Annotated in this window: 21 protein-coding genes; 4 read left to right on the forward strand and 17 right to left on the reverse strand. The window is 55.6% G+C overall.

Going from position 1 to position 25,356, the window contains the following annotated elements; translation table 11 throughout:
• The coding region (locus BR04_RS12240; RefSeq protein ID WP_496356301.1) for a hypothetical protein at positions 1-438 on the forward strand (438 nt) is incomplete at its 5' end.
• A 192-nt stretch (positions 439-630) separates the two neighbouring features.
• Here the strand turns inward: BR04_RS12240 and BR04_RS12245 are convergent.
• The 14 genes from BR04_RS12245 to BR04_RS12310 form a co-directional block, all read right to left on the reverse strand.
• A complete protein-coding gene (locus BR04_RS12245; protein ID WP_496356302.1) occupies positions 631-3,102 on the reverse strand; it encodes a CehA/McbA family metallohydrolase in 2,472 nt (823 codons plus the stop codon).
• Between the two features lie 40 nt (positions 3,103-3,142).
• Positions 3,143-3,409, reverse strand: a complete 267-nt coding sequence (locus tag BR04_RS12250) for a hypothetical protein (RefSeq protein ID WP_496356303.1) — start codon at positions 3,407-3,409, stop codon at positions 3,143-3,145.
• Position 3,410: 1 nt separating this feature from the next.
• Positions 3,411-4,493 (reverse strand): DMT family transporter, encoded by a 1,083-nt coding sequence (locus tag BR04_RS12255; protein ID WP_496356304.1) that lies wholly within the window; start codon positions 4,491-4,493, stop codon positions 3,411-3,413.
• Between the two features lie 192 nt (positions 4,494-4,685).
• Positions 4,686-7,019 (reverse strand): sigma 54-interacting transcriptional regulator, encoded by a 2,334-nt coding sequence (locus BR04_RS12260; protein WP_496356305.1) that lies wholly within the window; start codon positions 7,017-7,019, stop codon positions 4,686-4,688.
• 207 nt (positions 7,020-7,226) lie between these two features.
• Positions 7,227-8,477: an L-lactate MFS transporter gene (locus BR04_RS12265; RefSeq protein WP_496356306.1), complete on the reverse strand. Its 1,251-nt coding sequence runs from the start codon at positions 8,475-8,477 to the stop codon at positions 7,227-7,229.
• 93 nt (positions 8,478-8,570) lie between these two features.
• The gene (locus BR04_RS12270; RefSeq protein ID WP_496356307.1) at positions 8,571-9,356 is read right to left on the reverse strand and encodes an enoyl-CoA hydratase-related protein; all 786 of its coding nucleotides are present in this window, start codon (positions 9,354-9,356) and stop codon (positions 8,571-8,573) included.
• Between the two features lie 25 nt (positions 9,357-9,381).
• Complete coding sequence (locus BR04_RS12275) at positions 9,382-10,503, reverse strand: enoyl-CoA hydratase/isomerase family protein (RefSeq protein ID WP_496356308.1); 1,122 nt, start codon at positions 10,501-10,503, stop codon at positions 9,382-9,384.
• Complete coding sequence (locus BR04_RS12280) at positions 10,500-10,790, reverse strand: hypothetical protein (protein ID WP_496356309.1); 291 nt, start codon at positions 10,788-10,790, stop codon at positions 10,500-10,502. Before BR04_RS12280 ends, BR04_RS12275 begins: the two co-directional genes overlap by 4 nt.
• A 113-nt stretch (positions 10,791-10,903) precedes the next feature.
• The gene (locus BR04_RS12285; protein ID WP_496356310.1) at positions 10,904-11,716 is read right to left on the reverse strand and encodes a CoA-transferase subunit beta; all 813 of its coding nucleotides are present in this window, start codon (positions 11,714-11,716) and stop codon (positions 10,904-10,906) included.
• Positions 11,713-12,690 carry a CoA transferase subunit A gene (locus BR04_RS12290; protein ID WP_496356311.1) on the reverse strand — a complete coding sequence of 326 codons (978 nt, stop codon included), beginning with the start codon at positions 12,688-12,690 and terminating at the stop codon, positions 11,713-11,715. Before BR04_RS12290 ends, BR04_RS12285 begins: the two co-directional genes overlap by 4 nt.
• 143 nt (positions 12,691-12,833) lie before the next feature.
• Positions 12,834-13,994: an acyl-CoA dehydrogenase family protein gene (locus tag BR04_RS12295; RefSeq protein ID WP_496356312.1), complete on the reverse strand. Its 1,161-nt coding sequence runs from the start codon at positions 13,992-13,994 to the stop codon at positions 12,834-12,836.
• Between the two features lie 148 nt (positions 13,995-14,142).
• Positions 14,143-14,994, reverse strand: a complete 852-nt coding sequence (locus tag BR04_RS12300; protein WP_496356313.1) for a 3-hydroxybutyryl-CoA dehydrogenase — start codon at positions 14,992-14,994, stop codon at positions 14,143-14,145.
• A 61-nt stretch (positions 14,995-15,055) separates the two neighbouring features.
• The gene (locus BR04_RS12305) at positions 15,056-16,228 is read right to left on the reverse strand and encodes an acetyl-CoA C-acetyltransferase (RefSeq protein WP_496356314.1); all 1,173 of its coding nucleotides are present in this window, start codon (positions 16,226-16,228) and stop codon (positions 15,056-15,058) included.
• 328 nt (positions 16,229-16,556) lie between these two features.
• The gene (locus BR04_RS12310) at positions 16,557-16,730 is read right to left on the reverse strand and encodes a hypothetical protein (protein WP_496356315.1); all 174 of its coding nucleotides are present in this window, start codon (positions 16,728-16,730) and stop codon (positions 16,557-16,559) included.
• A gap of 197 nt (positions 16,731-16,927) precedes the next feature.
• Between BR04_RS12310 and BR04_RS12315 the strand changes: the two genes are divergently transcribed.
• On the forward strand, positions 16,928-20,425 hold the full coding sequence (locus tag BR04_RS12315) for a hybrid sensor histidine kinase/response regulator (protein ID WP_496356316.1): 3,498 nt from the start codon (positions 16,928-16,930) through the stop codon (positions 20,423-20,425).
• Positions 20,415-21,542 carry a response regulator gene (locus BR04_RS12320; RefSeq protein ID WP_496356317.1) on the forward strand — a complete coding sequence of 376 codons (1,128 nt, stop codon included), beginning with the start codon at positions 20,415-20,417 and terminating at the stop codon, positions 21,540-21,542. Before BR04_RS12315 ends, BR04_RS12320 begins: the two co-directional genes overlap by 11 nt.
• Positions 21,543-21,570: 28 nt before the next feature.
• Here the strand turns inward: BR04_RS12320 and BR04_RS12325 are convergent, their stop codons facing one another.
• Positions 21,571-22,368 (reverse strand): sulfite exporter TauE/SafE family protein, encoded by a 798-nt coding sequence (locus BR04_RS12325; protein ID WP_496356318.1) that lies wholly within the window; start codon positions 22,366-22,368, stop codon positions 21,571-21,573.
• A complete protein-coding gene (locus tag BR04_RS12330; protein WP_496356319.1) occupies positions 22,361-23,083 on the reverse strand; it encodes a FadR/GntR family transcriptional regulator in 723 nt (240 codons plus the stop codon). Before BR04_RS12330 ends, BR04_RS12325 begins: the two co-directional genes overlap by 8 nt.
• A gap of 313 nt (positions 23,084-23,396) precedes the next feature.
• Here BR04_RS12330 and BR04_RS12335 point away from each other — a divergent pair, with 313 nt between their 5' ends.
• Complete coding sequence (locus tag BR04_RS12335) at positions 23,397-23,996, forward strand: hypothetical protein (protein ID WP_496356320.1); 600 nt, start codon at positions 23,397-23,399, stop codon at positions 23,994-23,996.
• A 42-nt stretch (positions 23,997-24,038) separates the two neighbouring features.
• Here BR04_RS12335 and BR04_RS12340 read toward each other — a convergent pair whose 3' ends face one another.
• Positions 24,039-25,199, reverse strand: coding sequence for an ArsA family ATPase (locus tag BR04_RS12340; protein WP_496356321.1), 1,161 nt, complete (start codon positions 25,197-25,199; stop codon positions 24,039-24,041).
• Positions 25,200-25,356 lie beyond the last annotated feature (157 nt).

The following is a 25,356-nucleotide window of genomic DNA, read 5'->3' on the forward strand; positions in this document are numbered from 1 at the left end:
CTCCTTGCCGCCTTTCAGCAGTTTTTCAGGGAAAACTCCCAAAGCTGGATCGAGCGGTTTGACTACAAAGAGGCTGGGCCTCAGCTCCTCATGCAGGCCTTTTTACAGCGTATTGTGAACGGCGGCGGCAGGGTGAACCGGGAGTATGGTTTGGGCAGCAGACGGACAGATCTTTTTCTCGAATGGCCCCTGGATAAGGAAAAGGGCTTTTTCGGAACCGTGCAGCGGGTGGTGATTGAGCTTAAAATCTTAAGAAAAGGGCTGGAAGCCACCTTGAAAGAGGGCCTTTCCCAGACAGCGGACTATGCGGACAGAATTGCTGCGGATGAGGCCCATCTGGTTATCTTCAACCGGAACCCCGACATTCCCTGGGAAGAGAAGATCTGGCGGAAAAACATGGCGCATGGAAAATGCCCCATTGCCGTATGGGGAGCCTGACTCTCACCGCATGTTCCGTCCCTCTTCCCCTAAAAAAGATTCCCCTTAAGCGTAAGGTTTGCCCCGACGGGAAGGAACTCCCCCCTGAAGCCCCGCATCTTTTCAAGAACCTCCCTCCATAACAAAGAGAGGCCTTGTCCCAGAATCTGAGACAAGGCCCCTTATTTTCACATCACACTATCAGCACGCCCATCAGGGGATTACATGCACCCATACGGGGTTGGATACAGCCACCTTATCGGTCATATCCCTGGCGATGAGGCTGTACCAGGTATTTTCCCCGGCCTTCAGTGTAAAAGAGAGGGTTTCCCGCTTCACGCTGCCATTAAAGGTACGGGTTTCCACAGGGCTGCCGATAGTGCTTCCTGAAGTGTACAGTTCCACGCTCTTCAGACCATTCACGGCAAAGACCTCCAGCTCAAAATCAAAGGTCTGTCCTGCCCGGATACGAATACTGTCCCCGAACTGCACATCCCCGGTAAAAAACAGGGGCCCCATGGAAACATAGGATCTGCCCCTGGCCACGGCCTCCAGATAACGGCCCGGTGTCAGCTCCCCATCCACCCTGGCATAGGTACGGATAATGCCCGAATACAGGGTCGGGGAGGCTACATCATGGGTATCCGATCCACCGGTCAGGTAGTAGGCCTTGTTTTTTCCCCCCAGAGAATCCGTCCACAGTTCCATGGCCCTGTTCAGGGTACGGGTATCCGTATTTTTGGGTTTGGAAAGATCGATGGTGGGCTGAAGCTCAATGAGATCAAAGTCCGCATCGTATCCACCAGGGGCAATTTCCCGGTTATTGAAATAGCCATAGTCCGTGTAGGGATGGTTCACAATGACAAGGGCTTTTTTCTCATGGGCCTTTGCAATGATCTCTCCCACATTCAGGCTGGGTTCAATGATTTCGCCTCCCAGAGGCATGGGCAGGATGTTCATATGCCCCCATCCCGGAGAGACCTCCAGACTGGGAATCATGCCCACCTTTCTCGCGTCGGACAAGGTTTTGACAAGACGATGATTCTCCACGGAATCGTGGTCGCTGACAAAGGTCAGGGCCAGACGGCTGGCAAGCTGGGACTTGACCAGATCTTCCGGAGAGGTGTTGCCGTCCCCGATATTGGTGTGATGGTGCAGATCCACGCCATACCAGCCCTCCCGTTCCGGATGGATATGGGTTTCAACGACAGCCCCATGCTCCTGCTTCTGACGGGAAGCGACCGTGACCTTGATTTCTTCCGGAAGGCTCACGAAATTGGCTCCGGACATCACCTTGAAGGAAAAGTCTCCCACAGCCAGGGGAATGCTCACCTGACCGATTTTTTCAAGATCTGTGAAATAGGTGCGGGCACCGAGATATTTTACCGCAGGTACGGGGCCATCTACGGCAATCCTTGCGTCAACGGGTGCGCCCGTTACCCTGTCCGTCACATGCAGGGCCACGCTTCCGCCCTGTACCATGGCATGATCCCCTGTGAAGGAAAGGGAAAGATCCTGTCCCGCCGCCACACGGATGTTCCAGGGCTGAGAGGCGGTATAGCCTGCTGCAATGGCATAGACACTGTAAACCCCTTCGGGAAGGCGGAAGGAAAAGGAACCATCGGCCTCCCCCACATGCCAGATAAAAGGCTGAACATGGGTATGCAGCACATCGGAGGGCAGGTTCTGGGAACCGTCAAAGCTGCCCTTGAAGCGTCCTTCCTTTTCCACCACCAGAACAGGATGGGGATAAATGCTGCCGTCATCGGAAGTCACCACACCGGAAACCTTTGCGGAGGCAAGGTTTTTCTTCCCGATCATCCGGGTCATGAAGGGTGAGGTGTGCCCTTCGGGAATCACCTGAAGCTCCCCCGTAAAAACACGGGATTCCCCGGGAGCCAGATCATACTGGTGGTGCAGATCCTTGTACCCTGTGGTGCCCCTGTAGATTTCCGTATCATCCATCTGAAGGGTGATGGCGTAATCCCTGGTATAGCTCGCCACAAAATCCCCGAAGGCTTCCCCCGCATTTTTACCCACATGGATATTCTTGGCGCGCACATCCGGCGTATTGTACCCAAAGGGCCCGAACATATAAGCCGCAAGGCCGCTCATGGAATACCCGCTCTTCATGCCCGCATAGGTGTCCGGGCCGGGATTGGATACAGTGGTCTGCATTCTCACCACAGGGCTGTTTTTTTCCAGGGTATAGGTGGTCACCACATCGAGGGCGTTCTGTTTTCCCTCCCCGAGCCAGGTGCTGCGGGTCTCCACCACACCTTTTTCCGGAGTATTCTGAAGTATTTTTGCCGTGGCTTTCAGAGATCCCCCGCTGGCAGTCCAGGAATTCACCAGAAATTCCACGTCGTTGACAATGTTCACGCCAAAAACGCCAGGAGCCTTCATCACCGCAATATTGGAAATACTGCCATTGGTCATGCCCCAGAAATTGGGGCTGCCCACGGCCAGGGTAATGGCCAGATGCTCATTGTACAGGGTGATGTCCTCAGGATGCTTCAGCACATCCCCCTCAATGGGAGAAGCACCGCGAACAATCCGCACGCCGTCTGCGGCTGCGGCTGCGCCGGGGGAGGCCTGCATTCTGCCGCAGCCAGCCATCACCAGCCCGAACGCAAGGGCTGCCAGCAGCAGAATCAAAACGTCTGATACCTTCTTTTTTTTCATCCGAGCCTCTCTTGTCAGCATACCTTGATCAGGGTGTGCTTCAGTCTCTGATATACCGGTTGATGGTTGCCGCCCCTTCCGCATGGGCACGGTAATATACCCGAAGTTCATTTTTGGCGTCCATATCAAACCGAGTCTCTTCCAGCAGGCCGTTGGCCTCAGCCGTCATCAGAGCAGATACCACAGACTTTTTCTGAAAAGCTTTAAAACTGCCATACTGCCCCTTCAGGGCCTTCATGACATCGTCGGCGCAGGCTTCTTTCACAGAGGTGAAGTGTTTCAAAATGGCATAGTTCAGTGGTTTCATATTATGCATTCTCCTTTTTCTTAAAGAGATCCATAGGATTCATCGCGATGGTGAAAATCCCCACAACCATGATCACCGCAGCAGCCCAGGCAATGGGCGGCATGGACCAGCCCTCAAAGCCCATGACAACTCCCAGAACGATCCAGCAGCAAAAAGGCCCCCAGAAGGAAAAGGTACCATTGCAGGACATGCCCAGAGCCGCACCGCACATGGCATTCCCCTTATACCAGAACATGAAGGTGAGATAGGCGCTGAGTCCGGCAAGGGCGAACCAGATCATGGCATAGCCATCGGAAAAGGACTGGCCCAGCATACCGAAGGTATCCGCACCGGCGATCATACCGAAAAGGGGAACAAGGATAATGAGGTTGGACATGCCCGCCGTTACCTGACGGATGGTGATGCCCACTTCAGGATCGATGAGAGAGGTGCCGTAACCGCAGACACAGCCTTCAATCCCCCAGCATACGGCGGCCAGGAAACCAAAAAAGATACCGATCAGCAACCCTGGGGGAGCCTCCTCTTCAAGCCCTGTCATACCGATCATGAAGCTTGCGGAAAGACAGATGGCAATACCCAGCATCATGCGGGCATTAAGCTGCTGCTTGAACAGTACCCGCCCCAGTATGGCTCCCACCGCCGGGCAGAGGGCGCTGATGGGTACCACGATGGAGCCCGCCTGCTGTAAACCGACCACATAGGCCGTACTGGCCAGGGGTCCACCAATAACAGCACCCGCAACCATGACCAGACCGGGTTTGGTCCGGATGGTCCGGGCAAAATCCGCAAGCCGTCCCCGGACAGCGGCGATGCTCAGTGCCCATGCGGCACTGCATGTATCCGTTGTGGCGGCTCCCAGAGCTGCCAGCAGATAAAACACTGCAAAAACGGACAGACCCGAATTCTCCCCATACCAGTGTTCCCAGATCCCAACGGACATGCCAAGGGTCATGAAGGCCGTGTAGAAACCATACAAAAGGCCTGAACCCAGGGCGATCAGAATACCTTTCCGTTTAAAATCCGCCATTAACCTTCTTTTTGCGGCAACCGCAGCCAGACTTCCCGCACCCGATACCTGCGCCATAGTACCCTTCCTTCCTGTAAGCAGTTTTTTCTTCCCATCTCACAATCACAGTTTTCAGGGAGGATAGCCTTGCCCCTAAGGGGAAGGTCAACATAAAATTTACAGGGTTTCTATGGAATGAAAATGCAGCAACGGAAACGACAGAACAATGTTTACAAGCAGTTGCCGGAAACAGGAAGAAGGGGCTTTTTTCTATTCATTGAGAAGCCCGTACTTTTTCATTTTGGTGAAAAGGGTTTTTCTGTGAATGCCCAGGCTGTCTGCGGCATTTTCCCGATGCCAGTGATGGTGGTGCAGGGCTTCCACAATGAGTTTTTTCTCATAATTTTCCACACGGGTCAGCAAAGCGGTTTCCTCCGTGTCCCCTTCTTCAAAACACCCTTCCCGTTCTCCCAGAAAGTCCAGGCGTTCCAGAGAAAGGTACCGCTGCACGGCATTCTGAAGTTCCCGGACATTGCCCGGCCAGTCGTGGCTGGAAAAGGCTTCCAGAAGCTTTCCCGTAACGGGAGGCAGCACACGGCCCGCACCATATTTCTTGAAAAAATGATCCATGAGCAGGGGCAGATCCGACTTACGGTCCCGCAGGGAGGGCAGACGGATGGGAATAATATGGATTCTGTAGAAAAAATCCTCCCGCATGCGGTTTTCCCGCAGGAGATCATAGAGGTTGCGGTTGGTGGCTGCAATGACCCGGATATCGGGCTTCAGCACCTCGGTGCCGCCAACGGGGGTAAACCCTGCGCCATCCAGGGCACGCAGCAGTTTGACCTGCATGGTCAGGGGAATCTCTCCGATTTCATCCAGAAAAAGGGTTCCCCCGTCCGCAGCGGCCATATAGCCCTGACGATCCCGGTCTGCCCCCGTAAAGGCTCCCTTCCTGTGGCCGAAAAAAGCGCTCTCCGCCAGATTTTCACTGATGGCTCCGCAGTTGACAGGCACAAAGGGCCCCCGCACCCGGTCACTCATGTCATGGATGGCGCGGGCCGTCAGCTCCTTGCCCGTTCCGGACTCCCCATAAATGATCACACTGCTGTTACCGCCTGCGGCCTTGAGGATTCTTTCATACACGTCCTGCATCACCTGACTTTTTCCCACCAGTCCGCCAAAGGAAACACGATCCTGAATGGCGGAACGCAGACGCCGGTTTTCTTCCCTGAGGCTTTCCTCCCGTACCATGAGGGCAGATTCTGCGGCTTTTCTTTCGGTGATGTCCATGAAAACGGCCTGAATCCGTGCCACGGTGCCGTCAAAGGCCGCAATGGGGGCATACACCACTTCATACCAGCGGCCCTCCTTTGGAAAAAAAACCTCTTTTTTTACCGTTTCTCCGGAAAGCACCCGCGCCGCAGGACAGCCGGGACAGGGGGCCTTGCGCTCATAAAAAATACTGTAGCAGTATTCCCCTTCGGGATTGTAGCCTGCCCTGTCCACCATGCGCCGGTTGGCAAACAGCACCCGTCCCTGAATATCCCGCACAAAGACAGGACCTGGCAGGTGGTTGACAATGGCGCTGAGCTGGCCTTCCCGTTCATGGAGAAGGTTTCTTGCCCGCTTGGCCTCGGTGATGTCCATGAAGGACGCCACACTCATGAGGCTGCCCTCCACCATGCCCACCTTCATGAGAATATCCTTGATCCGTCCCTCCCGATCCACCAGCTGACATTCGTATACCGAAGGGGCGCGCCCCGGCTCCGTACGCCGCCAGGTGTGATAATTCTCCATGCGCTTGACATCCTCAGGCACCACAAAATCTTTCCATTTTTTACGCCCCAGGATCTCCTCCCGGCTACAGCCCGTCATTTTTTCGAAGGTGGCGTTACAGAAACGGATATATTCGTTGTTTTCTATCAGTATGGTTCCTGTTCCCGTATTCTCCAGCACACCGGCGTAACGGGCTTCAGCCATGCGCAGGGCTTCTTCCATCCTGGAGCGCTCCAGTTTCCTGTGCACATGGTCAATGCCGCTGGCCACATCCGAGGCGAGATCCGCAAGCAGACGAACCTCCGTCTCTCCAAAACCTTCGGCATTCTCCGAATACAGGGTCAGGGCACCGATGGGTTTCTCCCTGTCTTCCACAATCAGGGGAAGACTCAGAACAGAGCGGAAGCCATGACGATTTGCATTCCGGATCCAGCCGGGCACCTCCCCATACAGATCCATCCCCAGATGCTGCTTCAGGTAAGGCTTTCCGGTACGGATGGCCACGCCCGTCGGGCTGCTGGTACCGGGCCCGCTGTCCGCCCACGAGGCCCGCATATTGTTCAGATAATCCGTCCCTTCTCCCCACATGGCCACCCGCCGGACATGACACTCCGCATCCTCCTCACGGTACCCTACCCAGCAGAGACGATATCCCCCCATGTCCACCAGGGCCATACAGATCTCCCGCAGCAGGTAGGATTCATCACTGGCCTTGAGCAGGGCATGGTTGCATCGCCTCAAAAAAGCCACCAGGGTTCCCAGATCCTTGAGGGCCAGCTCCCTTTTTTCTCCGGACTCGGGAATCCCGTTTTTATTGTTCTCCATGATGATTTTCCTCAAAAAGGCTGTTGATCTGTGATCCATGCACCCATCCCGTTCCGCATGGTGTTTCCGTTGATTATGACAGAGAATCCCCCCCGGTAAAGCGATAAAGGGGCTGAGGAAGGGATTTTCTCCCATCCGCAACCCCTTAAAATATCATCGGACACGCATCTCAGTATGCTCTCTTACCGCTGGCATCCGACCCCAGACTCACAGAGCCCGCGCCCTTTCCGCTTCCACAGCCATGACTTCCTGACGGGGAGGCCGGGTGGTGAAGGCCAGAAGGGCACCCATGACACAGAGCACGGCAGCCACCATGAAAGCGACGGTATAGCCCATCTGCACGGCAAAACGGGGGGCGAACATGGCCGCCAGACCGTAGGAGAGGAAAACAATACCATAATTGTTACCCACGTTTTTTGTACCATACCAGTCCGTGACCACAGAAGGTGTCGTGGAAAGATACCCGCCAAAGCAAAAGCCCACGATACAGGTGGAGACCAGGTAGGTCAGGTAGTTCATGGGGACAAGGGACATGAAGAGCATGACCAGCACAAAACCCGAGGACATGACAGCCAGAGCCTGCATCCTGCCGATACGGTCGGAAATGGCTCCCCAGCCGAAACGGCCCAGGGCATTGAAAAGAGAAATGGTGACAACCGCATTGCCCGCATCCGCAAGGCTCAGGCCCACCAGTTCCATACCGATGTTGGCCGCAATACTGATAACCATGAGACCTGCCGCGCAACCAAAGAAATAGATGGCCGTCAGCGCGTAGAACTGAGGGGTACGCATCATCTCCGCAGAGGTGTACTGGCGGACGGACTGCACCACCTTACCGGTCTGGGCCGCACCCGCCGCAGGCGGGGTATATCCCTTGGGGACATAGCCCTGGGGGGGCTGCACCATGAAAAACGATCCGGCCACGATCAGCAGGCCATAGGCAATGCCAAGGTAAGCAAAGGATTCTGAAACGCCGACATTGCTGATCAGCCAGACGATGACGGGCTTCAGGGCCATCCCCCCAACCCCCACAAAGGCAAGGTTGAGACCCGTAACCAGCCCCCGCTTTTCCGGGAACCACTTGGCACAGGTGGCGACGGGTACCACATAAACCGCCCCCATGGCAAAGCCTGTGATGAAGCCATAGGTCAGGTACATGCCCATGATGGAGGCAACCTTACCGGCCATGAAAACACCAATACCTGCCACAATACCGCCCACGATGGCCACGTTTCTCGGCTTCAGCTTATCCTGCACCCTGCCTGCAACCAGAACGGCGATGGTGAAGGACACCATGGTCACGGAAAAGGTGAAGACCACGTCCCCCCGGCTCCATCCGAATTTTTCCACCAGAGCAGAGTTGAAAAGACTCCAGGTATACACAGCACCCAGCATGGCCTGCATAAGACAGGCACCCGCAACGACCAGCCAACGATTGAATAAGGCTTTTTCCTGCATGATTACGCTCCTTTGGATTGGTATCTCTGTCCATGGAACAGGGGTACGGCTCCAGGCTTTCTCCCCCTCCCCCCGAAACTCCCGCAAAAAAATCTACCGGCTTTTGCTGAACATCGCCTTGCGCTTTTCAAGGAAAGCGGCTGTGCCTTCCCGGGCATCCGGACTGGCAAAGCAAAGTCCGAATGCCTCCTTTTCCATGTGGCATCCCGCACGAAGATCCACCTCCACCCCGCGGTGTACAGCGGACTTGGCAAGGGCAATGGCAGCAGACCCCATACCGGCAATGGTTCTCGCTGTCTTCATGGCCTCTTCCATGAGCTTTTCTCCCGGCAGCACCCGGTTGACCAGTCCCAGCCGATGGGCCTCCTCCGCGCCAATCCGCTTTGCCGTAAAGATCAGTTCCATGGCCATGGCCGCCCCCACCCGGCGGGCCAGACGCTGGGTACCGCCAAAGCCGGGAATCAGCCCCAGGGTTTCTTCGGGCAGACCGAACATGGCGTTTTCCGAGGCGTAGATAAAATCGCAGGCCAGGGCCAGCTCACAGCCTCCGCCCAAGGCAAACCCATTGACCACGGCCATGACCGGCATGGGAAGATGGGCAATTTTCGCCATCATGGACTGACCGGCTCTGGCAAAGGTGCGGGCAGAAAAGGAATCCATGTGGGCCAGCTCGGAAATATCCGCACCCGCCACAAAGGCCTTGTCCCCTGCTCCCGTCAAAAGGGCCATGCGCAGTTCCCCATCCTCTCCCAGAATGTCAAAAAGGATATCGAGTTCCTCAATGAGTTCGGCATTCAGGGCATTGAGGGCCTTGGGCCGGTTCAGGGTGATACGGGCAATGCCCTCTTCCTTCTCGTAAATCAGATGCTTGAATTCCATGACCTTTCCTTTTCACTTTTGGAAGTTATGACCAGCCAGCCGTCAGAGCCGGATCCGGTAAATCCTGTAAGGGATGCTGCTGATTCCATGGAGAAATGAAACAGTGGGCAATGCGTTGAGGATCCACGGCATCCAGATGGGCATCCTTCCATACGGGCCGCATGTCCCTGTCCGCAAGCAGGGCACGTACGCCTTCATGGAAATCGGGATGTTCCAGTACCCGGGCGGCCAGAATCAGTTCCAGGCAGAAGGCCTGCCTGAGGGAAAGATGTCTTCCCTCCTGCATCTGCCGCCACACAAGCTGGATACTGAAGGGACTGCCCTGGGCAACATTTCTGGCCGCCCTTGCCAGCCTGGGTTCCCGCCTTCCCGCAGTCTCCAGCACCGCAGAAAAGGTTTCAGGATCCGGAGCCTGGGCGAAATTTCTGAGACATTCGGGCTTTTCAGCGAGAAAGCCCGCTTCCACGGGAAGGGCAAAATGGGACAGTACGGCATCCACCATCTGGGCATCCCGTTCCGGTTTTCCCGTCCAGTCCAGAGTCAGGAGGGTGTCAAAGATCGCTGTTCTGTCTTCTTCCCGCACCACCCGATCTCCCAGCCCCACAAAACAGGCATCCGCTGCATCCATGCGGTACCCCGTAAGGCCGATGAGCCGTCCGCAGCCTCTGGGCATCCGGTTCAGAAACCAGGTAGCTCCCACATCGGGAAAAAAACCGATGGAAATCTCCGGCATGGCCAGCACCACATCCGGAGTCAGTACCTTGTGCCGGCATCCGGCCAGAAGGCCGATGCCCCCTCCCATCACAATGCCGTGGGCAAAACAGAGGATGGGGGTTTTTGCCGTATGAATGGCGTAATCCATCCGGTATTCCGCCGTAAAAAACGCCAGGGCTTCTTCCTTTCCCCCCTCCTGCCAGACAGAAGAGATGGCACGCACATCCCCGCCTGCACAAAAGCCCCGTTTTCCAGCCCCCTCCAGCCAGATGAGCACCACATCCCCATCCGCCTCCCCCCGCAGGACGGCCTCTCCAATGGCCAGGCTGGTCTCAAGACGCAGGGCATTGATGCGGTCTTCTGCCTCCAGACGGATACAGAGAATCTTTCTGCCTCCGGTAAGGGGAATGGATCGCACCCGCACTGCGCTCATATGGCCATCCTTTCTGTCCACTCTCCCATGGCTTCCGCCCTGGAAACGGGAATAAAGCCCAGAACCCTGGCATCCCTCGGTAAAGAAAGGATACTGGCCACCGCCTCCGGATCCCTTACCGTTCCATAAGACTCGGGAAGGGCCGGTGGGTTTTTCCCGAAACTCCAGACCACGACAACGCCCAGGCGACAAAAACGCCCCAGGGGAGAGGCCAGACGAAAGAGAAGGGCCGTATCCTGAACCCAGAAACTCTGCCAGCAACGGGGTGTGGAAAAGTCTTCCAGCATGATTACCTCCTGTCCACCCGGATCAAGACCGGTGCGGGAGAAACCGGAATCCCCCGGAGGGGATCCCGGTGGGGGGGGGAGAAAACCGATGCGGGGGAGCACCGGTACACCGATTACGGAAGGAAAATACCTTCCGGGTCGATCGTTTTGTAAAGAAGATCCAGCTCACCGAATGTCGGCGCTTTGGTTTCGCCCCGGACCCGGCTGATGTTGAGGTCAAAACTGCAATTGTCCTTCACCTGTTCTGCGGAAAAACCGGGGTGGTAGGTGTCGAGGTACATTTCCCCGTTTTCATCGAAACGGAAGACCCCCATGTTGGAAATGACCGCCTCGGGCCCACCCCGGAAGGCCTTGTTATAAACCTCCCGCTTGTGCACCATTTCGCCCGAAGGCCATTTGGGAATACGCCATCCCGGAGAGGTCACGAAATCCACCTTCTCCCTGAAGCGCCGCTTTTCCTGCACCATGATAAAGACGGTTTTTCTGGCAAGGCCGTTGATGTCCGAGTTGCCCCCGGAACCGGTGAGGCGTTTTTCCGGCACGATGCCGTATTTGCCCATGCCCGTGGTGTTCACGTTGCCGTATTTGTCCACCTCCGCCCCACCGAGGAAGGCCAGATCCACCATGCCGCGCTGAAGCTGGTTGAATACGTCAAAAAGGCCCGATGCCACGGAAGCCTGGTAAATACATCGCGCGTCTCCCACGGAAGTGGGAAGGGATACGGGCCGTCCGTCCACACTGCCCGCTTCGTAGATACATACGGCGGAAGGTGCTGTCGTGAGCTGGGCCAGGCCGATGGCCAGCATGGGCAGGCCCGTTCCCGCAAAGACCACGTCTCCGTCCGTCACCTCCCTGGCCGCGGCAACGGCCAGAAGATCGATGGGCTTGAACTCGCCTACTTTTGCAAGGGTCGTCTCTCTCGTCATGCGCGTGCCCCCCTTTTCACTGTGGTGGAGTAGCCGAAGGCCGGATTCGCCCGCAGTTTTTCCAGCCGGGTGATGCCGAGTTTTTCGAGATAGGCCTCAAAGTCCGGTACATCATGGATCCACTCCTTCACCCAGGCGTCCAGCCCCTCCTGGGAACGGGTGGTCTTGAAAAAATTCTGGATAAAGGCGCCGTCGTTCTCGTAGCATCCGAAACATCCCGTGGGATGTGCTCCCCAGGGCTGATGCACGATGCAGGCGACCTCATGGCCGGATACGAGGTTGCGGGTAGGCTCCCTGCGGATGAACTCCTCGCTCACCACCTGCTCCGCCACGATGATAACCTTGTCCGCCGCCTTGATGGCTTCGGAGTCCGAATAGATCTGACCGTCCACCCGGACCGTCCCCTCCTCGCCCACCATCTGCACATGGGCGATGCACCAGTCCGGATTGGCGGCCGGAATATGAAGAAGCTCTCCGTCGTAAAAGGGATCGGAAACGATTTCATACTTTTTCTTCGGGATCTTGGGATTGCTGCCGTCCCGCAGCCCTGCGGTTTTCAGGTTGTCGTAGGCCGGGTTGAGCATGTCCGTACCCATACTGGCAAAGGTGGGCAGGTAGGGAAGGCCCATGGCGCCAGCGGCCATGCGGTAGAGAATCTGCACATGGCTGTAATCCTCGATGATCACTTCCCCGGCCTCCGCCTTGCGGGCCAGGTTCGCGCCGATCTTGCCGAAGAGTTCGTGGCCGATCCAGCAGCTTTCCCAGATTTTTACGCATCCTGCACCGATGAGCAGGTCCGAGTGGGTGCCGCCGTTCACTTCCACAAGATGCAGCTCTTTTTTCCCCTGGCGGATCAGTTCATATACGGCAGCCATGGGACGCCGCCAGATGGTAAAACCACTGAAAGTCAGCATGGCGCCGTCGGGAATCTGCGCAACCGCCTCCTTAAGGGTCATTCTTACGGGCTTTGCCATTGTTCCTCCTCATGTGGCAGCATTTTGCCGCCTGGACGCGGGGCACATCCCCATCCCCGCGCCGGTTACGCAGGCAGCGGAACAGAACATCGTTCAGCGCCTGCGCCTGAAAAACGGACGCCCTCAGACGTCCGTCAGGCCCCCTACTTCTTCTTGCGCTTCTTGTCGCCAATCACCTCACCGCTGATGACGATCTTCTGTACCTGGGTCGTGCCTTCATAAATGGTGAAGACCCTGGCATCCCGGTACAGACGCTCAATTTCAAATTCCTTGGTGTACCCGTAGCCTCCATGAATCTGAAGGCTCTGGCCGGCCACATGGTTGGCCATTTCCGAGGCATACATCTTGGCCATGGACGCTTCCTTGGAACATTTTTCGCCCCGATCCTTCATGGCCGCCGCATTGAGGACAAGAAGCCGTGCCGCCTCAACTTCCGTTGCCATGTCCGCAATCATCCAGCGCAGGCCCTGGTTGGCGGCAATGGGTTTTCCGAACTGATGACGCTGCTTGGCATAGTCAACAGCCAGATCCAGGGCCCGCATGCCCACACCGAGACTCTGGGAGCCGATGCCGATGCGGCCATCATCCAGCCCGCTCATGGCCACGATGAAACCTTCACCCTCTTTACCGAGAAGGGCTGAGGCCGGTACCCGGCAGTTGTCAAAGATAAGGTCTGTGGTGTCCGACCCCTTAAGGCCCATCTTGTCTTCCTTGCGTCCCACGATAAAGCCCGGTATGCCCGGCTCGATGAGGAAGGCGGAAATCCCCTTGTGCCCCGCCGCAGGATCGGTCTTGGCCAGCACGATGAAAACGCCGGAGGTGGCCCCGCCGGTAATCCAGCGTTTGGTGCCGTTCAGCACATAAAAATCCCCGTCCTTTTCCGCCGTGGCTGTCATGCCCGCAGGATCGCTGCCCGCCTCGGGTTCGGAAAGGGCAAAACTCGCGATGATCTCACCCTTCGCCATGGGCTTTAAATATTTTTCCTTCTGGGCCTCATTGCCGAAACGGACAAGGCTGCCACAGCCAATGGAGTTGTGCACGCTCATGATGACGGCCACAGAGGCGTCAAAATAGGCAATCTCCGTCAAAGCCAGGGAATAGGCCACGGTTCCCATGTTCTCCCCGTCGTACGCCTCGGGAACCAGCATACCCAGCAGGCCCAGCGCTCCCATTTTTTTAAGAATCTCCTTCGGATATTCCCCGGTATGATCCCGCTCCATAGCCGCTTCCGCCAGTTCTTTCCGCCCGAATTCCCTGGCCATTTTCTGAATCATTTTCTGTTCTTTTGTGATTTCAAACGCCATGACTGCCCCCGTTCATTTGAAAATCTTTTTCTGTGCCGCCCCATGGAGGCGGCACCCGTTTTCATCCCGGACAAAAGCTTTTTAAAAATTCCCCGAATCCTTCAAAGCCCTGCCCTGGTGTATCCGACACACGGACATCGCCCGCTTTCTACTTGTATTCGTAAAATCCCCGGCCCGTCTTGCGTCCCAGCCAGCCCGCTTCCACATATTTACGGAGCAGGGGGCAGGGTCTGTATTTGGAATCCTTGAAACCTTCATAGAGCGTTTCCATGATGGCAAGGCAGGTATCCAGACCGATAAGGTCAGCCAGCTCCAGAGGCCCCATGGGATGGTTCATACCCAGCTTCATCACGGTATCAATGTCTTCCTTGCGTCCCACGCTGTGATACAGGGCAAAGATGGCTTCATTGATCATGGGAAGAAGGATGCGGTTGGCAATAAAACCAGGGAAGTCATTGGCTTCTGCCGGGGTTTTGCCAAACTTCACGCACATGTCCCAGGTGATTTTGAAGGTTTCCGTATCCGTGGCGATCCCCCGGATAATCTCCACCAGCTTCATCACAGGCACGGGATTCATGAAGTGCATACCAATGACCTTTTCAGGACGCTTGGTTCTGGCGGCAATGCGACCAATGGGAATGGAAGAGGTGTTGGTGCCAAGGATGACACCGGGTCTGCAAATACGATCCAGATCATCAAAAATCTTGAATTTCAGGCTCTCGTTCTCCGTGGCGGCTTCCACCACATAGTCACAGGGGGCAAGACCTTCCAGGGTGGTGACGGTCTTGAAACGTCCCAGGATCGCATCCTTTTCCGCTGCGGAAAGTTTCCCCTTGTCCACATTGCGGGAAAGATTTTTGGCAATTACGGCAAGTCCCTTTTCGAGGGCCGCATCACTGATGTCCATCACAATGACATCCAGTCCGCTGGCAGCTGCCACCTGGGCAATGCCGCCCCCCATCTGTCCTGCACCAATCACCCCAAAGGTCTTGATTTCCATTCCAAAATCTCCTTGTCTGGGTCTGCTTCCGGGTTTTTCCCCCAAGCAGACGGTTCATGTATTATCGCTTCACAATCAGAGACACCGCTTCGCCACCGCCAAGGCAGAGAGAAGCCAGACCGGTTTTGGCGTCCCGGCGTTTCATTTCATAAAGAAGGGTGGTGAGGATGCGGGCACCGGATCCGCCGATGGGATGACCGATGGCCACACTGCCACCATTGACATTCACCTTTGCAGGATCCAGTTTCAGTTCCCGGTTGATGGCAAAGGACGTACCGCTGAAGGCTTCATTGATCTCAAAAAGATCAATGGCATCCAGGGCAATTCCCTCCTTGGCGCAGCACTTGGGAATGGCCCAGACCGGTGCCATGAGCACATACTGCATTTCAATGCCATAAGAGGCCTGGGCCCCAAGGGTAGCCAGAATCTCACATCCAAGGGCCTCGGCCTTCTCCCGGCTCATGACACATACGGCAGCAGCCCCGTCAGCAATAATGGAGGCATTGCCTGCGGTGCCCACGCCACCTTTTTTAAAAGCACCCGGCATGGCGGCCAGCATATCGTAGGGAGTATCCTTTACGGATTCGTCCTCGGAAAAAACGGTCACACCCTTGCGGGTCTTAATCTCAACGGGAACGATTTCTTCTTTGAAACGGCCTGTGGTTTTGGCCTCGTTGGCTCTGCGGTAGGATTCTGCGGCATACCGATCCTGCTCCTCGCGGGTGACGCCCCATTTTTCGGAACAGATCTCGTTGCTCATGCCCATATGAAAATTGTTCACATGATCCCAGAGACCATCATGGATCATGACGTCCCGGATCTCTCCATGCCCCATGCGCAGACCAAAGCGGGCCTTTTCCAGAAAATAGGGGGCATTGCTCATGCTCTCCATACCGCCTGCGATCACCACATCCGCATCCCCTGCCACAACAGCCTGGGCTGCCAGCATCACGGCCTTCAAAGCCGATCCGCAGACCTTGTTCACGGTCAGGGCTTCCACCTCCCAGGGCATACCCGCCCGTACCGCTGCCTGCTTGGCCGGATTCTGACCGCAGCCACAGGGAAGCACCTGGCCCATGATGACCTCGTTAACTTCCGTATCCGCAATCCCTGCGCGCTTAACCGCTTCACGAATGACAATGGCCCCCAGATCCACGGCACCCAAAGGTGCCAGCCCCCCATTAAACGCCCCCAGCGGTGTACGGCAGGCACTGACAATAACCGCTTCTTTCATGACTGAACTCCCCGTTTTTTCAGAACACCGTTCATCCGATAGAAAACAGTATCCTGTGTTGATGTTAAGGCACCCCCCTCTGCGGCAAGGCACCCTGGAAATATACAGAAGACAAAACTGTCTTTAATTTTTTGATATGCGTACCGGCCCACCTCAGGAGGAAGGAGACCGGTACGCACCACCAAAGGAGACACCCGAAAAACCAAACCACACTTGCTTTGCTTGTCGGCAAGAGCAAAATGCAATGGAGATGCCATACATCAGACTAAATCCAAAAATAATATGCAAAATATTGTTTTTAAAATGAATTTTTCTTTAAAAAATTATTTCAAACCTGATTAAGCGAACACCAGACATCGTGCCCGCCCAAAAAAAGTGGCGAATCCGCCACAGGACAGATCCACCATAAAAAACCATAACCCCCTGCGAATAAAAGCAATCCATCAGACACCACATCTCCAATCAACAATGTGGCGTTTTCGCGCACATACAGGGTCTGCATACCCCAGAGTCTCCAGAAGCCAAGGGAATGAGAAAACACCTTACCCCGTATCTTCGGTCTCCGGACAACTCCAGAGGCCCGTTCATGATTCCCGTCGTGATTCCCGTTTGCCAGCCTTTGAAGATTGGTCTATAGTCATCCAAAAATATGAGGAGACATCGTTTTTAATCCCTCCCCCCCTTGTGCGAGCGAACCCCATGCCCCTTCCCAGACTCTCCAGACGCAGCCTATCCAGAGATCTGATCCTAGGTCTCTCCCTTTCTCTCAGCCTGCTCTTTGCCATTCTGGGTGCTTTTTACTATGTCTATCTCACCCACAATTCCAACGCGGCCCTTGAAGAACAGGCAGGACATCTGAGTACGGAAATCGCCCAGGTACTGTCCGGCCCTGCCTGGCAGCTGGATAATGATCTGATCACCCGTATCGCCAGTGCCTACCTCCATACGGAACATACCGTAGGACTGAGGGTTATTTTCAGTCCGGATACCATTGTCTTCAGCAAACTGCCCCCTCCTGAACTGGCCCATACTTTCAGGGAAATCAGGCCCTTGGAACATCTCCGGGAAGACGGCAGCAGCCTCTCCCTCGGTTCTGTAGAGATCTGGTTTTCCAAGGACAGCATCCGATCCATGCAGCGTACCCTGATCCGCATGGTCTGCATCATGGTACTCCTGTCCACAGCCCTTGTGGTGCTGACCATCCGGCTGCTCATGAGCTCCCTGCTGCAAGGCCCCCTGGACACCCTGCTGCACAATATTCAGGCCATTGCCGCAGGCAATTATGACCGTGCCATCAAGCCCGTCCCCCAGGAAGACATCAACGCCATCATCACGGAAGTCAATATGATGGCCACACGCATTGCCGCACACACAAACCAGCTGAAAGAGGAAATCCGGGAACGCAGGCAGGCGGAAAATGCCCTCCTCATATCGGAAAAAAAATACAGGGGTATCTTTGAAAATGCCCTGGAAGGTATCTTTCAGATCACTTTTTCCGGAAGAATCCTAAGCATCAACCCCTCCATGGCCCGGATTTTCGGATATCGGGACATCCGGGAAATGATGGCCCTCGTGGAAAATTTTGAAACCGAGCTTTTTGTGGATCCCGATGTCCCCATCACCATCCGCCAGCTTCTGGAAAAGGAACGCATCGTTCAGAATTTTGAAACCCGGCTGCGCCGAAAGGACGGCAGACAGATCTGGGGAGCCATTCAGGCCCGTATCGAAAAAAATCCGGAAACCGGGCTTCCCTTTGTGGAAGGCATGCTGGAGGATATTTCCGAACGCAAAGAAGCAGAAGCTGCCCTGAAAAGTGCCAACCGCCTTCTGGAAACCCGTGTCACAGAACGCACCGCCGCCCTTCAGGAGGCCAATGAAAAACTGAAATCCGCCAAGGAAAAGGCGGAAAAAAATGCGGACGCCCTCAATGCCTTTGCCCATGAGCTGGAAACCAAAAACAGGGAACTGGCCATTGCCAAGGATGCGGCGGATGCCGCAACGGAAGCGAAAAGCCGTTTTCTCGCCAACATGAGCCATGAAATCCGTACCCCCATGAACGCCATCATGGGGATGACCTATCTTGCCCTGAAAACCCCTCTCTCCCCGAAACAGAAGGACTACCTTGAAAAAATCCATGGGGCCACGGATTCTCTTTTACGCATCATCAACGATATTCTGGACTTTTCCAAAATTGAGGCCGGCCACATGGAAATGGAGGAGGTCGTCTTCCGCATGGATGACATCCTCAGCCGTCTTTCCCATCAGACCGCCCTCAAAGCCCATGAAAAAGGGCTGGAGCTGGTGTTTGTGACCGAACCGGGAACCCCTCCCCAATGCATGGGAGACCCCCTGCGTCTCGGCCAGGTACTGCTCAACCTGGTCAGCAATGCGGTAAAGTTCACGGAAAAGGGACAGATCACCCTCAGCATCCGGCCAGGGGAAAAAAGGAATCAGCACGTCCAGATCTGCTTTGCCGTTTCGGATACGGGTATCGGCATGAGCCCGGATCAGCAGGAAGATCTCTTCCGGCCCTTCAGCCAGGTGGATGCCTCCACAACCCGAAAATATGGCGGTTCCGGCCTGGGCTTAAGCATTTCCCAGCGCCTCGTGGAAATGATGGGAGGAAAAATACGGGTGGAAAGTATGCCCGGAGCGGGCAGCACCTTCTCCTTTGAAATCTGGCTGCGTCCCTGCCTGGAGGACGTGGGAATGCAGGAAAAACTGCCCGCAAGTCTTCGCAATCTCCGGGTTCTGGTGGTGGAGGACAACAGTGTCAGCCGCCAGGTCATCACAGAGTATGCGGAAAACCTCTCCATGCACCCCAAGGCCTTTGTCACGGCAGAAGAGGCTCTGAATGCGCTGCATCAGGGACTTCCCTGTGACCTCATCTTTCTCGACTGGAAACTCCCCGGCATGAGTGGCATTGAACTTGCCCACAAGATCCGGAAAATGCCCCTGAATCCCCAGCCGAAAATTCTTCTCATCACGGCCTTTGGCAAGGAACTCCGGGAAAAGGAAAGGGAAGTGCTGGACGGTGTGCTCTTCAAACCCTTCACCATTTCCGACCTTATGGATTCCACCCTGGAATCCCTCTGCATCCCCCACAAAAAAGAGGGGCTGATCCACGAAGAAAGCCTGGGCTCGGAAAAGGATGTCTCCAGGCTGGAAGGGGTGCAGATTCTCCTGGCAGAAGACAATGAGCTTAACCGTCAGCTGGCCAGGGAACTGCTCAGCAGTGCCGGTGCCCGTGTCACCACCGCAGTCAATGGGCGGGAAGCCATGCACAAGGTTCTGGAATATGATTTTGATATCATCCTTATGGATGTGCAGATGCCGGAAATGGACGGTTATGAAGCCACACGCCAGATCCGCAGCATCAGCGGAAGGGAAACCCTTCCCATCATTGCCATGACGGCCAACGCCATGGTGGGGGATCGGGAAGCAGCCATTGATGCGGGCATGAACGATCATGTACCCAAACCCGTCAATCCCGCAAGACTCTTTGCCACCATTGCACGCTGGCTGCCCCGGATCTCCCCCGATCAGGGGAAAACCCAGAACCAAGAACCGGAAACACCTGAGATGCTGCTGCCCGATCTGCCCGGAATTGATCAGGTCATGGGACTGACCCGTGCAGGCGATAACCTGGCCCTTTACCGGGAACTGCTCATAAAATTCCGGGAAGAATATGCTGGGGCTGCGGAAAAAATCCGCCATGCCCTGGATACGGATGCCCTGGAGGAAGCCAAAATGGCTGTACACACCATCAAGGGGGTTTCCGGCAATCTGGCCATGGATGCGGTGTTCAGTGCTGCCACATATCTGGATGGCCAGCTTCGTCACCAGGCTCCGAAGGAAACGCTGGTTGAAGCCTGGATACCGTTCCAGGAGGCCATGGCGAAAACCCTGGAAGGACTGGGCCGTCTCAATGGTATTCAGGTAAAAAAGCCCACCCTTTCCCCGGGCAGCCCCCGCGAACTGCTTGACATTCTGTACCGCCTCAGGCCCGAAGTCGCCAACCTCAAACCCAAACGCTGCGCCCCCCTTCTGGCGGATCTCGAAGCCAGAAGCTGGCCTCCCGATTTTTCTCCGGCCCTGAAAGACATCCTCCACCATATCCGAACTTACAAACTGAAGGATGCCCTGTACCGCATAATCGAACTTATCCAGGATCTGGAGCAAAACCATGATGCGTAAACTGGAAGACTGTACCCTCATGGTGGTGGATGACACCCAGACCAACATTGATCTTCTGCTGGATACCTTAAGTCCGGATTATGAGGTCATGGTGGCCATCGACGGCCCGACAGCCCTGGAACATGCCAAAACCAATCCCCCGGATCTCATTCTCCTGGATGTCATGATGCCGGGCATGGACGGCTTTGAGGTCTGCCGCCGTCTTAAACAGGATACCCGTACCCGGGACATCCCCATCATTTTTGTTACCGCCATGAATGAGGCCCCGGATGAACACAAGGGGCTGGCCTTGGGAGCCGTGGACTACATCACCAAACCCTTTAACCCGGCCATTGTCCGCATGCGTGTGCGCAACCATCTTTCCCTGAAACTCGCCCAGGAAGCTCTGGCCGTACAGAATGCCACCCTGGAAGACAGGGTTCGGGAACGTACCCGGGAGCTGGAACGTACCCAGGATGTGACCATCCAGTGCATGGCATCCCTTGCGGAAACACGGGATATGGAAACCGGAGAGCATATCCGCAGATCCCAGCATTATGTGCGCACTCTGGCCCGGCACCTGCGTCAGCATCCCCGTTTCCGCCATGTACTGGGCAACCCCAACTTTATTGATATGCTTTTTAAATCCGCGCCCCTGCATGATATCGGCAAGGTGGGCGTTCCCGATCGTATCCTCCTCAAGGAAGGCCCCCTCACCCCCGAAGAATTTGAAGAAATGAAACGCCATACCCTGTACGGCCATGCGGCCCTGCTTCAGGCGGAAAAGGGGCTGCCCGATCAGTCTTCCTTCCTCAGCATCGCCGCAGAGATTGCCTACACCCACCATGAACGCTGGGATGGCACGGGGTATCCCAAAGGTCTCAAGGGCGAGGCCATCCCCATATCAGGACGCCTCATGGCCCTTGCCGATGTCTATGACGCCCTCATTTCAAAACGCAGCTACAAAAAAGCCTTTCCCCATGAAAAGGCCGTGGAAATCATCACACGGGGAGATGGCCGTACCCTGCCCTCCCATTTTGATCCGGACGTGCTGGCCGCCTTTATCCAGGAAGCAGAAACCTTCCGCAGCATTGCCCTCCGGTTCCGGGACGGTGATACCCGGGCCGGAATCTTCTGAAACTCTCCTGCAACGCCAGCTTCCACCGTTACAAAATCCCCATAAGCATCCGGGTCGCCACAGCCATCAGGATAAAAGCAAAAATACGCTTTAGTTTTGCAACAGGGAGACTGTGGGCCAGTCTCGCCCCCTGGGGTGCCGTGAGCACACTGGCTGCCACAATCCCTAAAAAAGCCGGAAGATGAACAAATCCAAGGGAATGTGAGGGAAGAAGGACGTTACCCCACCCAGCGGTGACATATCCTGCGGTTCCGGCAATGGCAATGGGAAGCCCGATGGCCGCAGAGGTTCCGATCACCGTATGAAAGGGAAGGTTGCACCAGGTCATGAAAGGAACGGAGAGGGTTCCCCCGCCAATCCCCACCAGACTGGACATCCCCCCGATACCGCACCCCACCCCGAACATCCCTGCCTTTCCGGGCAAGGTTCTTGACGGTTTGGGTTTTTTGTTCAGAAGCATCTGAAGGGAAACATAGTACAGAAAAACAACAAAAATTCCCTTCAGCCAGACCGTGGGCATGCGGGCAACCAGCTGCGCACCGGCAAAGGTACCCAGCACAATCCCCGGTGCAATGCTGCGCACCACATCCCAGCGTACCGCCCCACGGCTGTGATGTGCCCGGAGACTGGAAGCTGCCGTAAACATGATGGTGGCCATGGATGTCCCCAGGGCCAGCTGCATCTGAATGAGCGGATCCACCCCCTGCCCGGGAAAAACAAAGACCAGCATGGGTACCACCACAAGCCCCCCCCCGATACCGAGCAGACCTGCGAGAACCCCTGCAACCGCACCCATGGCAAGATAAATAAGCCAGGTTTCAACCATTTTTTTTCTCCTTTATGTCACCTGCCAGAAAAGACGGGGGAGGATCCCCCGCCTGCCTATCATGCATCAGAAGATCCCGAACCTCTCCCAGATGAATCTCCATGGCCTGTCGTGCTGCCCGGGAATCACCGGCGTGCAGGGCGGCCAGGATATTGCGGTGTCCCGCAAGGGATCGGGCCATCCGGTCAGCATCCACCCAGGCCTGACTGCGGCTCTCGTTAAAGAATACCGCAAGGGAAGCCATGACCTCACGGATCACTATATTGCCCGTGGCTTCGGCCAGAACCGCGTGAAACCGGGCATCAAGATCCCCGAAATCCCCGCCATCCGCCTGCAAGCCCACAAGCTTCTCCAGCTGATCCAGATGTTCCCTTCCCACACGGGAAGCCGCAAGCGCTGCAATCTCCGGTTCCAGCAGCAGGCGGAATTCAAACAGCGCATGGATGCGGGAACCTTCCCCCACAAGGAGACAGGCCATTTCCCTTGCCAGAATTTCCGGGGATCCCGCAAGAAGAATACTGCCCGAACCCTGACGGCAACGCACAAGCCCCCGCTCCCCCAAAGATTGCAGGGCCTGCCGTACCGCATGACGGGATACTCCGAAACGTTCCGCCATCTGGCGTTCCGGCGGCAGCCGCCCACCTTCCAGAATTTCTCCCTTTTCCATCATCTCACGGATCTGAATCAGCACCCGTTCATAGGCATAGACCCCCATCATCTCTCCCCGTATCCATCATGCATCACCATCTCCTTGTCAGAAAAATTGGTTCAACCAATTTTTCCTTACCACCCACCCCGAATAATTTCAACAAAAAACACCATAAAAACAGGGCTTCCATTGACTTTTACCCTAAAACGGTGTTTACTCCCCAGAATATCCTGAGCGACTGCTCCGTACCGGGCTATGACTCTGGCAGAAAAACTTTCTGCCTGCCCGCCCCCTCCGAACAGAACGCTTCTGGCCATGAATCCTTGACACAACAGACGTCTTGCAGATTCGCAGACACCCATATTCAGGAGGGTTTCCCGTGAAAGGATTTTTCTGCCTTTTCAGCACCCCCTTCATTGCCCTGTCCCTCACCTGTCCTGCCCAGGGTGTAGAGTACCGGCGCCTTGCCGACGAGGAACTCAGCCATATCACGGCCCAGGCAAGCCCGGATTTTCCAGAAAATTTCCCCTCCGTACAGGACTTTTTCCAGGATATCATCGACAATTCAACGGGATACACCCAGATCCGCATGGATCTCACATCCCGGGATCCCACCCTGTACATGCAGTTTGACCTCACCCAGGAAGTTTCCTGGGACACCTTTTATTATGGCAGCAATGCCCCTGGAAGTGCCTATTCCAGCCTCTGTGATGTTTATTACAAAATGCGCTTTTTTACTCCGGATGACGGTATTCTTTCCAGTACGGCCAGCTATGGCCCCACCCTGCTGCATCCCAACGGCCCCAGTGTCTCCAAGCTCCGCCTTGAAGCCAAGCATGTCAATATCGTTCTTGAAGAAGCCCGCATCGGGGATATCCGCATCGGAAATGCCCCCGGAGAGGGCAAAAGCTTCGGAAGTATCATCCTCAGCGGCGCCCATATGGACTTTTCCGGTATCATTGAAATCTGGCCCCACTGAAAGACTGCCTTCCTGAAGAAGGCAGTCCCATGGAGTACACCCTCAGCCCGGACGCTTTTCAAAAAAAATCCGCAGTTCCGGTGGCTGATGCACTGTTTCCCGAATCGTGTAAAAGGCCAGAAAACGCGGCAGAAAAAGATGACGCCGCCGGGATCCCGCCTGCAGGGTCACAGTATCCCCGGAACGGGTTACCGCCACATCCCCCTCTTCCAGAAAAGGAAGACGCAGATACAGGACATACCCCCCATCCGCCTCCACAATGCGCAGCGGATTTTCCGCAGACAAAAACGCATCCCCCGGCTTGTCTCCGTACAAAAGCGCCCCCACCTTTTCCAGGAGTTCAAGACCAAAAACCTCTTCCCCCAGATGCGGACTTCGCAGCACGGGCAAAGGCGCAAAACTTTCCTCTATTTCTGTAATATAACGATCCTGGGTCGCCACATACCCTGCAAAAAACCCCTCGGCCTCCACTTTCGGCAGGATACGGTTGATGATCACCGCATCCACATGGTAACCGTAAAGTTGCAGATAGGTATAGGCTCTCCGGGCCTCAGCAATCACCATGCGCTCCGGATTGACCAGAATACGGGTACTGGTGATTTCCGGATCCGCCAGAAGCTTCTGCACCCGCTCCATCTTTTCAAGCAGTGAGCCGAGTTCCTCAAATCCGGAAAAGAGGGGAAAGCTGCCTCCCATGAATTTTCCCATGCCCCGCAGCGCCATTTTCGGCAGGGGAAAAAGCTTGCCCGTCCACCACTGGGTCACCTGAGGAAGGGAAAGGAGGGTCAGGGTTTCTCCCGTAGGTGCGGAATCGATGATGATGAGATCAAAACGTTCCTCCCGTGCATATTCCTCAATCCAGAGAAAGGCAGATCCCTCCTCCATGCCGGGAATGGCGGCCAGTTCCTCGGCGATCTTGCGATCCACACCCTGCCAGCGGAACATATCCAGCATCAGCTTACGCAAAGACCCCCAGTGTTTCCGCATTGAATAATAAATATCCAGCTCCTGCGCCCAGAGATTGGTCTCCACCGCTACCGGTTCCGGCCCAAGACGCATGTTCAGCACATCCCCAAGGGAATGGGCTGGATCCGTGGACATGACAAGGGTTTTTTTACCGGATCGTGCCGCACGCAGAGCCGTCGCTGCCGCTGTTGTGGTCTTACCGGCACCCCCCTTGCCAGTAAACAGAAGAATACGCATGGGGCAACCTCCTTATGAAAGGTATGAAAAAGCTGGAAAAAACCGTCTGAGAGCTTCGCATAACATCGTGCTGCGGTCAAAAAATAAATCAGGGAAAGTTTGGGACAGACAGGCAGAATCCCTATCCGGGCCATGCCGTTTCTGATCCATTTCAAAA

Source organism: Desulfobotulus sapovorans DSM 2055 (assembly GCF_059569355.1).

Bases quoted from the DNA above. Each gene is read 5' to 3' on its own strand.
- BR04_RS12245 (WP_496356302.1), bottom strand. From the start codon at position 3,102: ATGAAAAAAAAGAAGGTATCAGACGTTTTGATTCTGCTGCTGGCAGCC.
- BR04_RS12250 (WP_496356303.1), bottom strand. From the start codon at position 3,409: ATGAAACCACTGAACTATGCCATTTTGAAACACTTCACCTCTGTGAAA.
- BR04_RS12255 (WP_496356304.1), bottom strand. From the start codon at position 4,493: ATGGCGCAGGTATCGGGTGCGGGAAGTCTGGCTGCGGTTGCCGCAAAA.
- BR04_RS12260 (WP_496356305.1), bottom strand. From the start codon at position 7,019: ATGGAGAACAATAAAAACGGGATTCCCGAGTCCGGAGAAAAAAGGGAG.
- BR04_RS12265 (WP_496356306.1), bottom strand. From the start codon at position 8,477: ATGCAGGAAAAAGCCTTATTCAATCGTTGGCTGGTCGTTGCGGGTGCC.
- BR04_RS12270 (WP_496356307.1), bottom strand. From the start codon at position 9,356: ATGGAATTCAAGCATCTGATTTACGAGAAGGAAGAGGGCATTGCCCGT.
- BR04_RS12275 (WP_496356308.1), bottom strand. From the start codon at position 10,503: ATGAGCGCAGTGCGGGTGCGATCCATTCCCCTTACCGGAGGCAGAAAG.
- BR04_RS12280 (WP_496356309.1), bottom strand. From the start codon at position 10,790: ATGCTGGAAGACTTTTCCACACCCCGTTGCTGGCAGAGTTTCTGGGTT.
- BR04_RS12285 (WP_496356310.1), bottom strand. From the start codon at position 11,716: ATGACGAGAGAGACGACCCTTGCAAAAGTAGGCGAGTTCAAGCCCATC.
- BR04_RS12290 (WP_496356311.1), bottom strand. From the start codon at position 12,690: ATGGCAAAGCCCGTAAGAATGACCCTTAAGGAGGCGGTTGCGCAGATT.
- BR04_RS12295 (WP_496356312.1), bottom strand. From the start codon at position 13,994: ATGGCGTTTGAAATCACAAAAGAACAGAAAATGATTCAGAAAATGGCC.
- BR04_RS12300 (WP_496356313.1), bottom strand. From the start codon at position 14,994: ATGGAAATCAAGACCTTTGGGGTGATTGGTGCAGGACAGATGGGGGGC.
- BR04_RS12305 (WP_496356314.1), bottom strand. From the start codon at position 16,228: ATGAAAGAAGCGGTTATTGTCAGTGCCTGCCGTACACCGCTGGGGGCG.
- BR04_RS12310 (WP_496356315.1), bottom strand. From the start codon at position 16,730: ATGCAGACCCTGTATGTGCGCGAAAACGCCACATTGTTGATTGGAGAT.
- BR04_RS12315 (WP_496356316.1), top strand. From the start codon at position 16,928: ATGCCCCTTCCCAGACTCTCCAGACGCAGCCTATCCAGAGATCTGATC.
- BR04_RS12320 (WP_496356317.1), top strand. From the start codon at position 20,415: ATGATGCGTAAACTGGAAGACTGTACCCTCATGGTGGTGGATGACACC.
- BR04_RS12325 (WP_496356318.1), bottom strand. From the start codon at position 22,368: ATGGTTGAAACCTGGCTTATTTATCTTGCCATGGGTGCGGTTGCAGGG.
- BR04_RS12330 (WP_496356319.1), bottom strand. From the start codon at position 23,083: ATGGGGGTCTATGCCTATGAACGGGTGCTGATTCAGATCCGTGAGATG.
- BR04_RS12340 (WP_496356321.1), bottom strand. From the start codon at position 25,199: ATGCGTATTCTTCTGTTTACTGGCAAGGGGGGTGCCGGTAAGACCACA.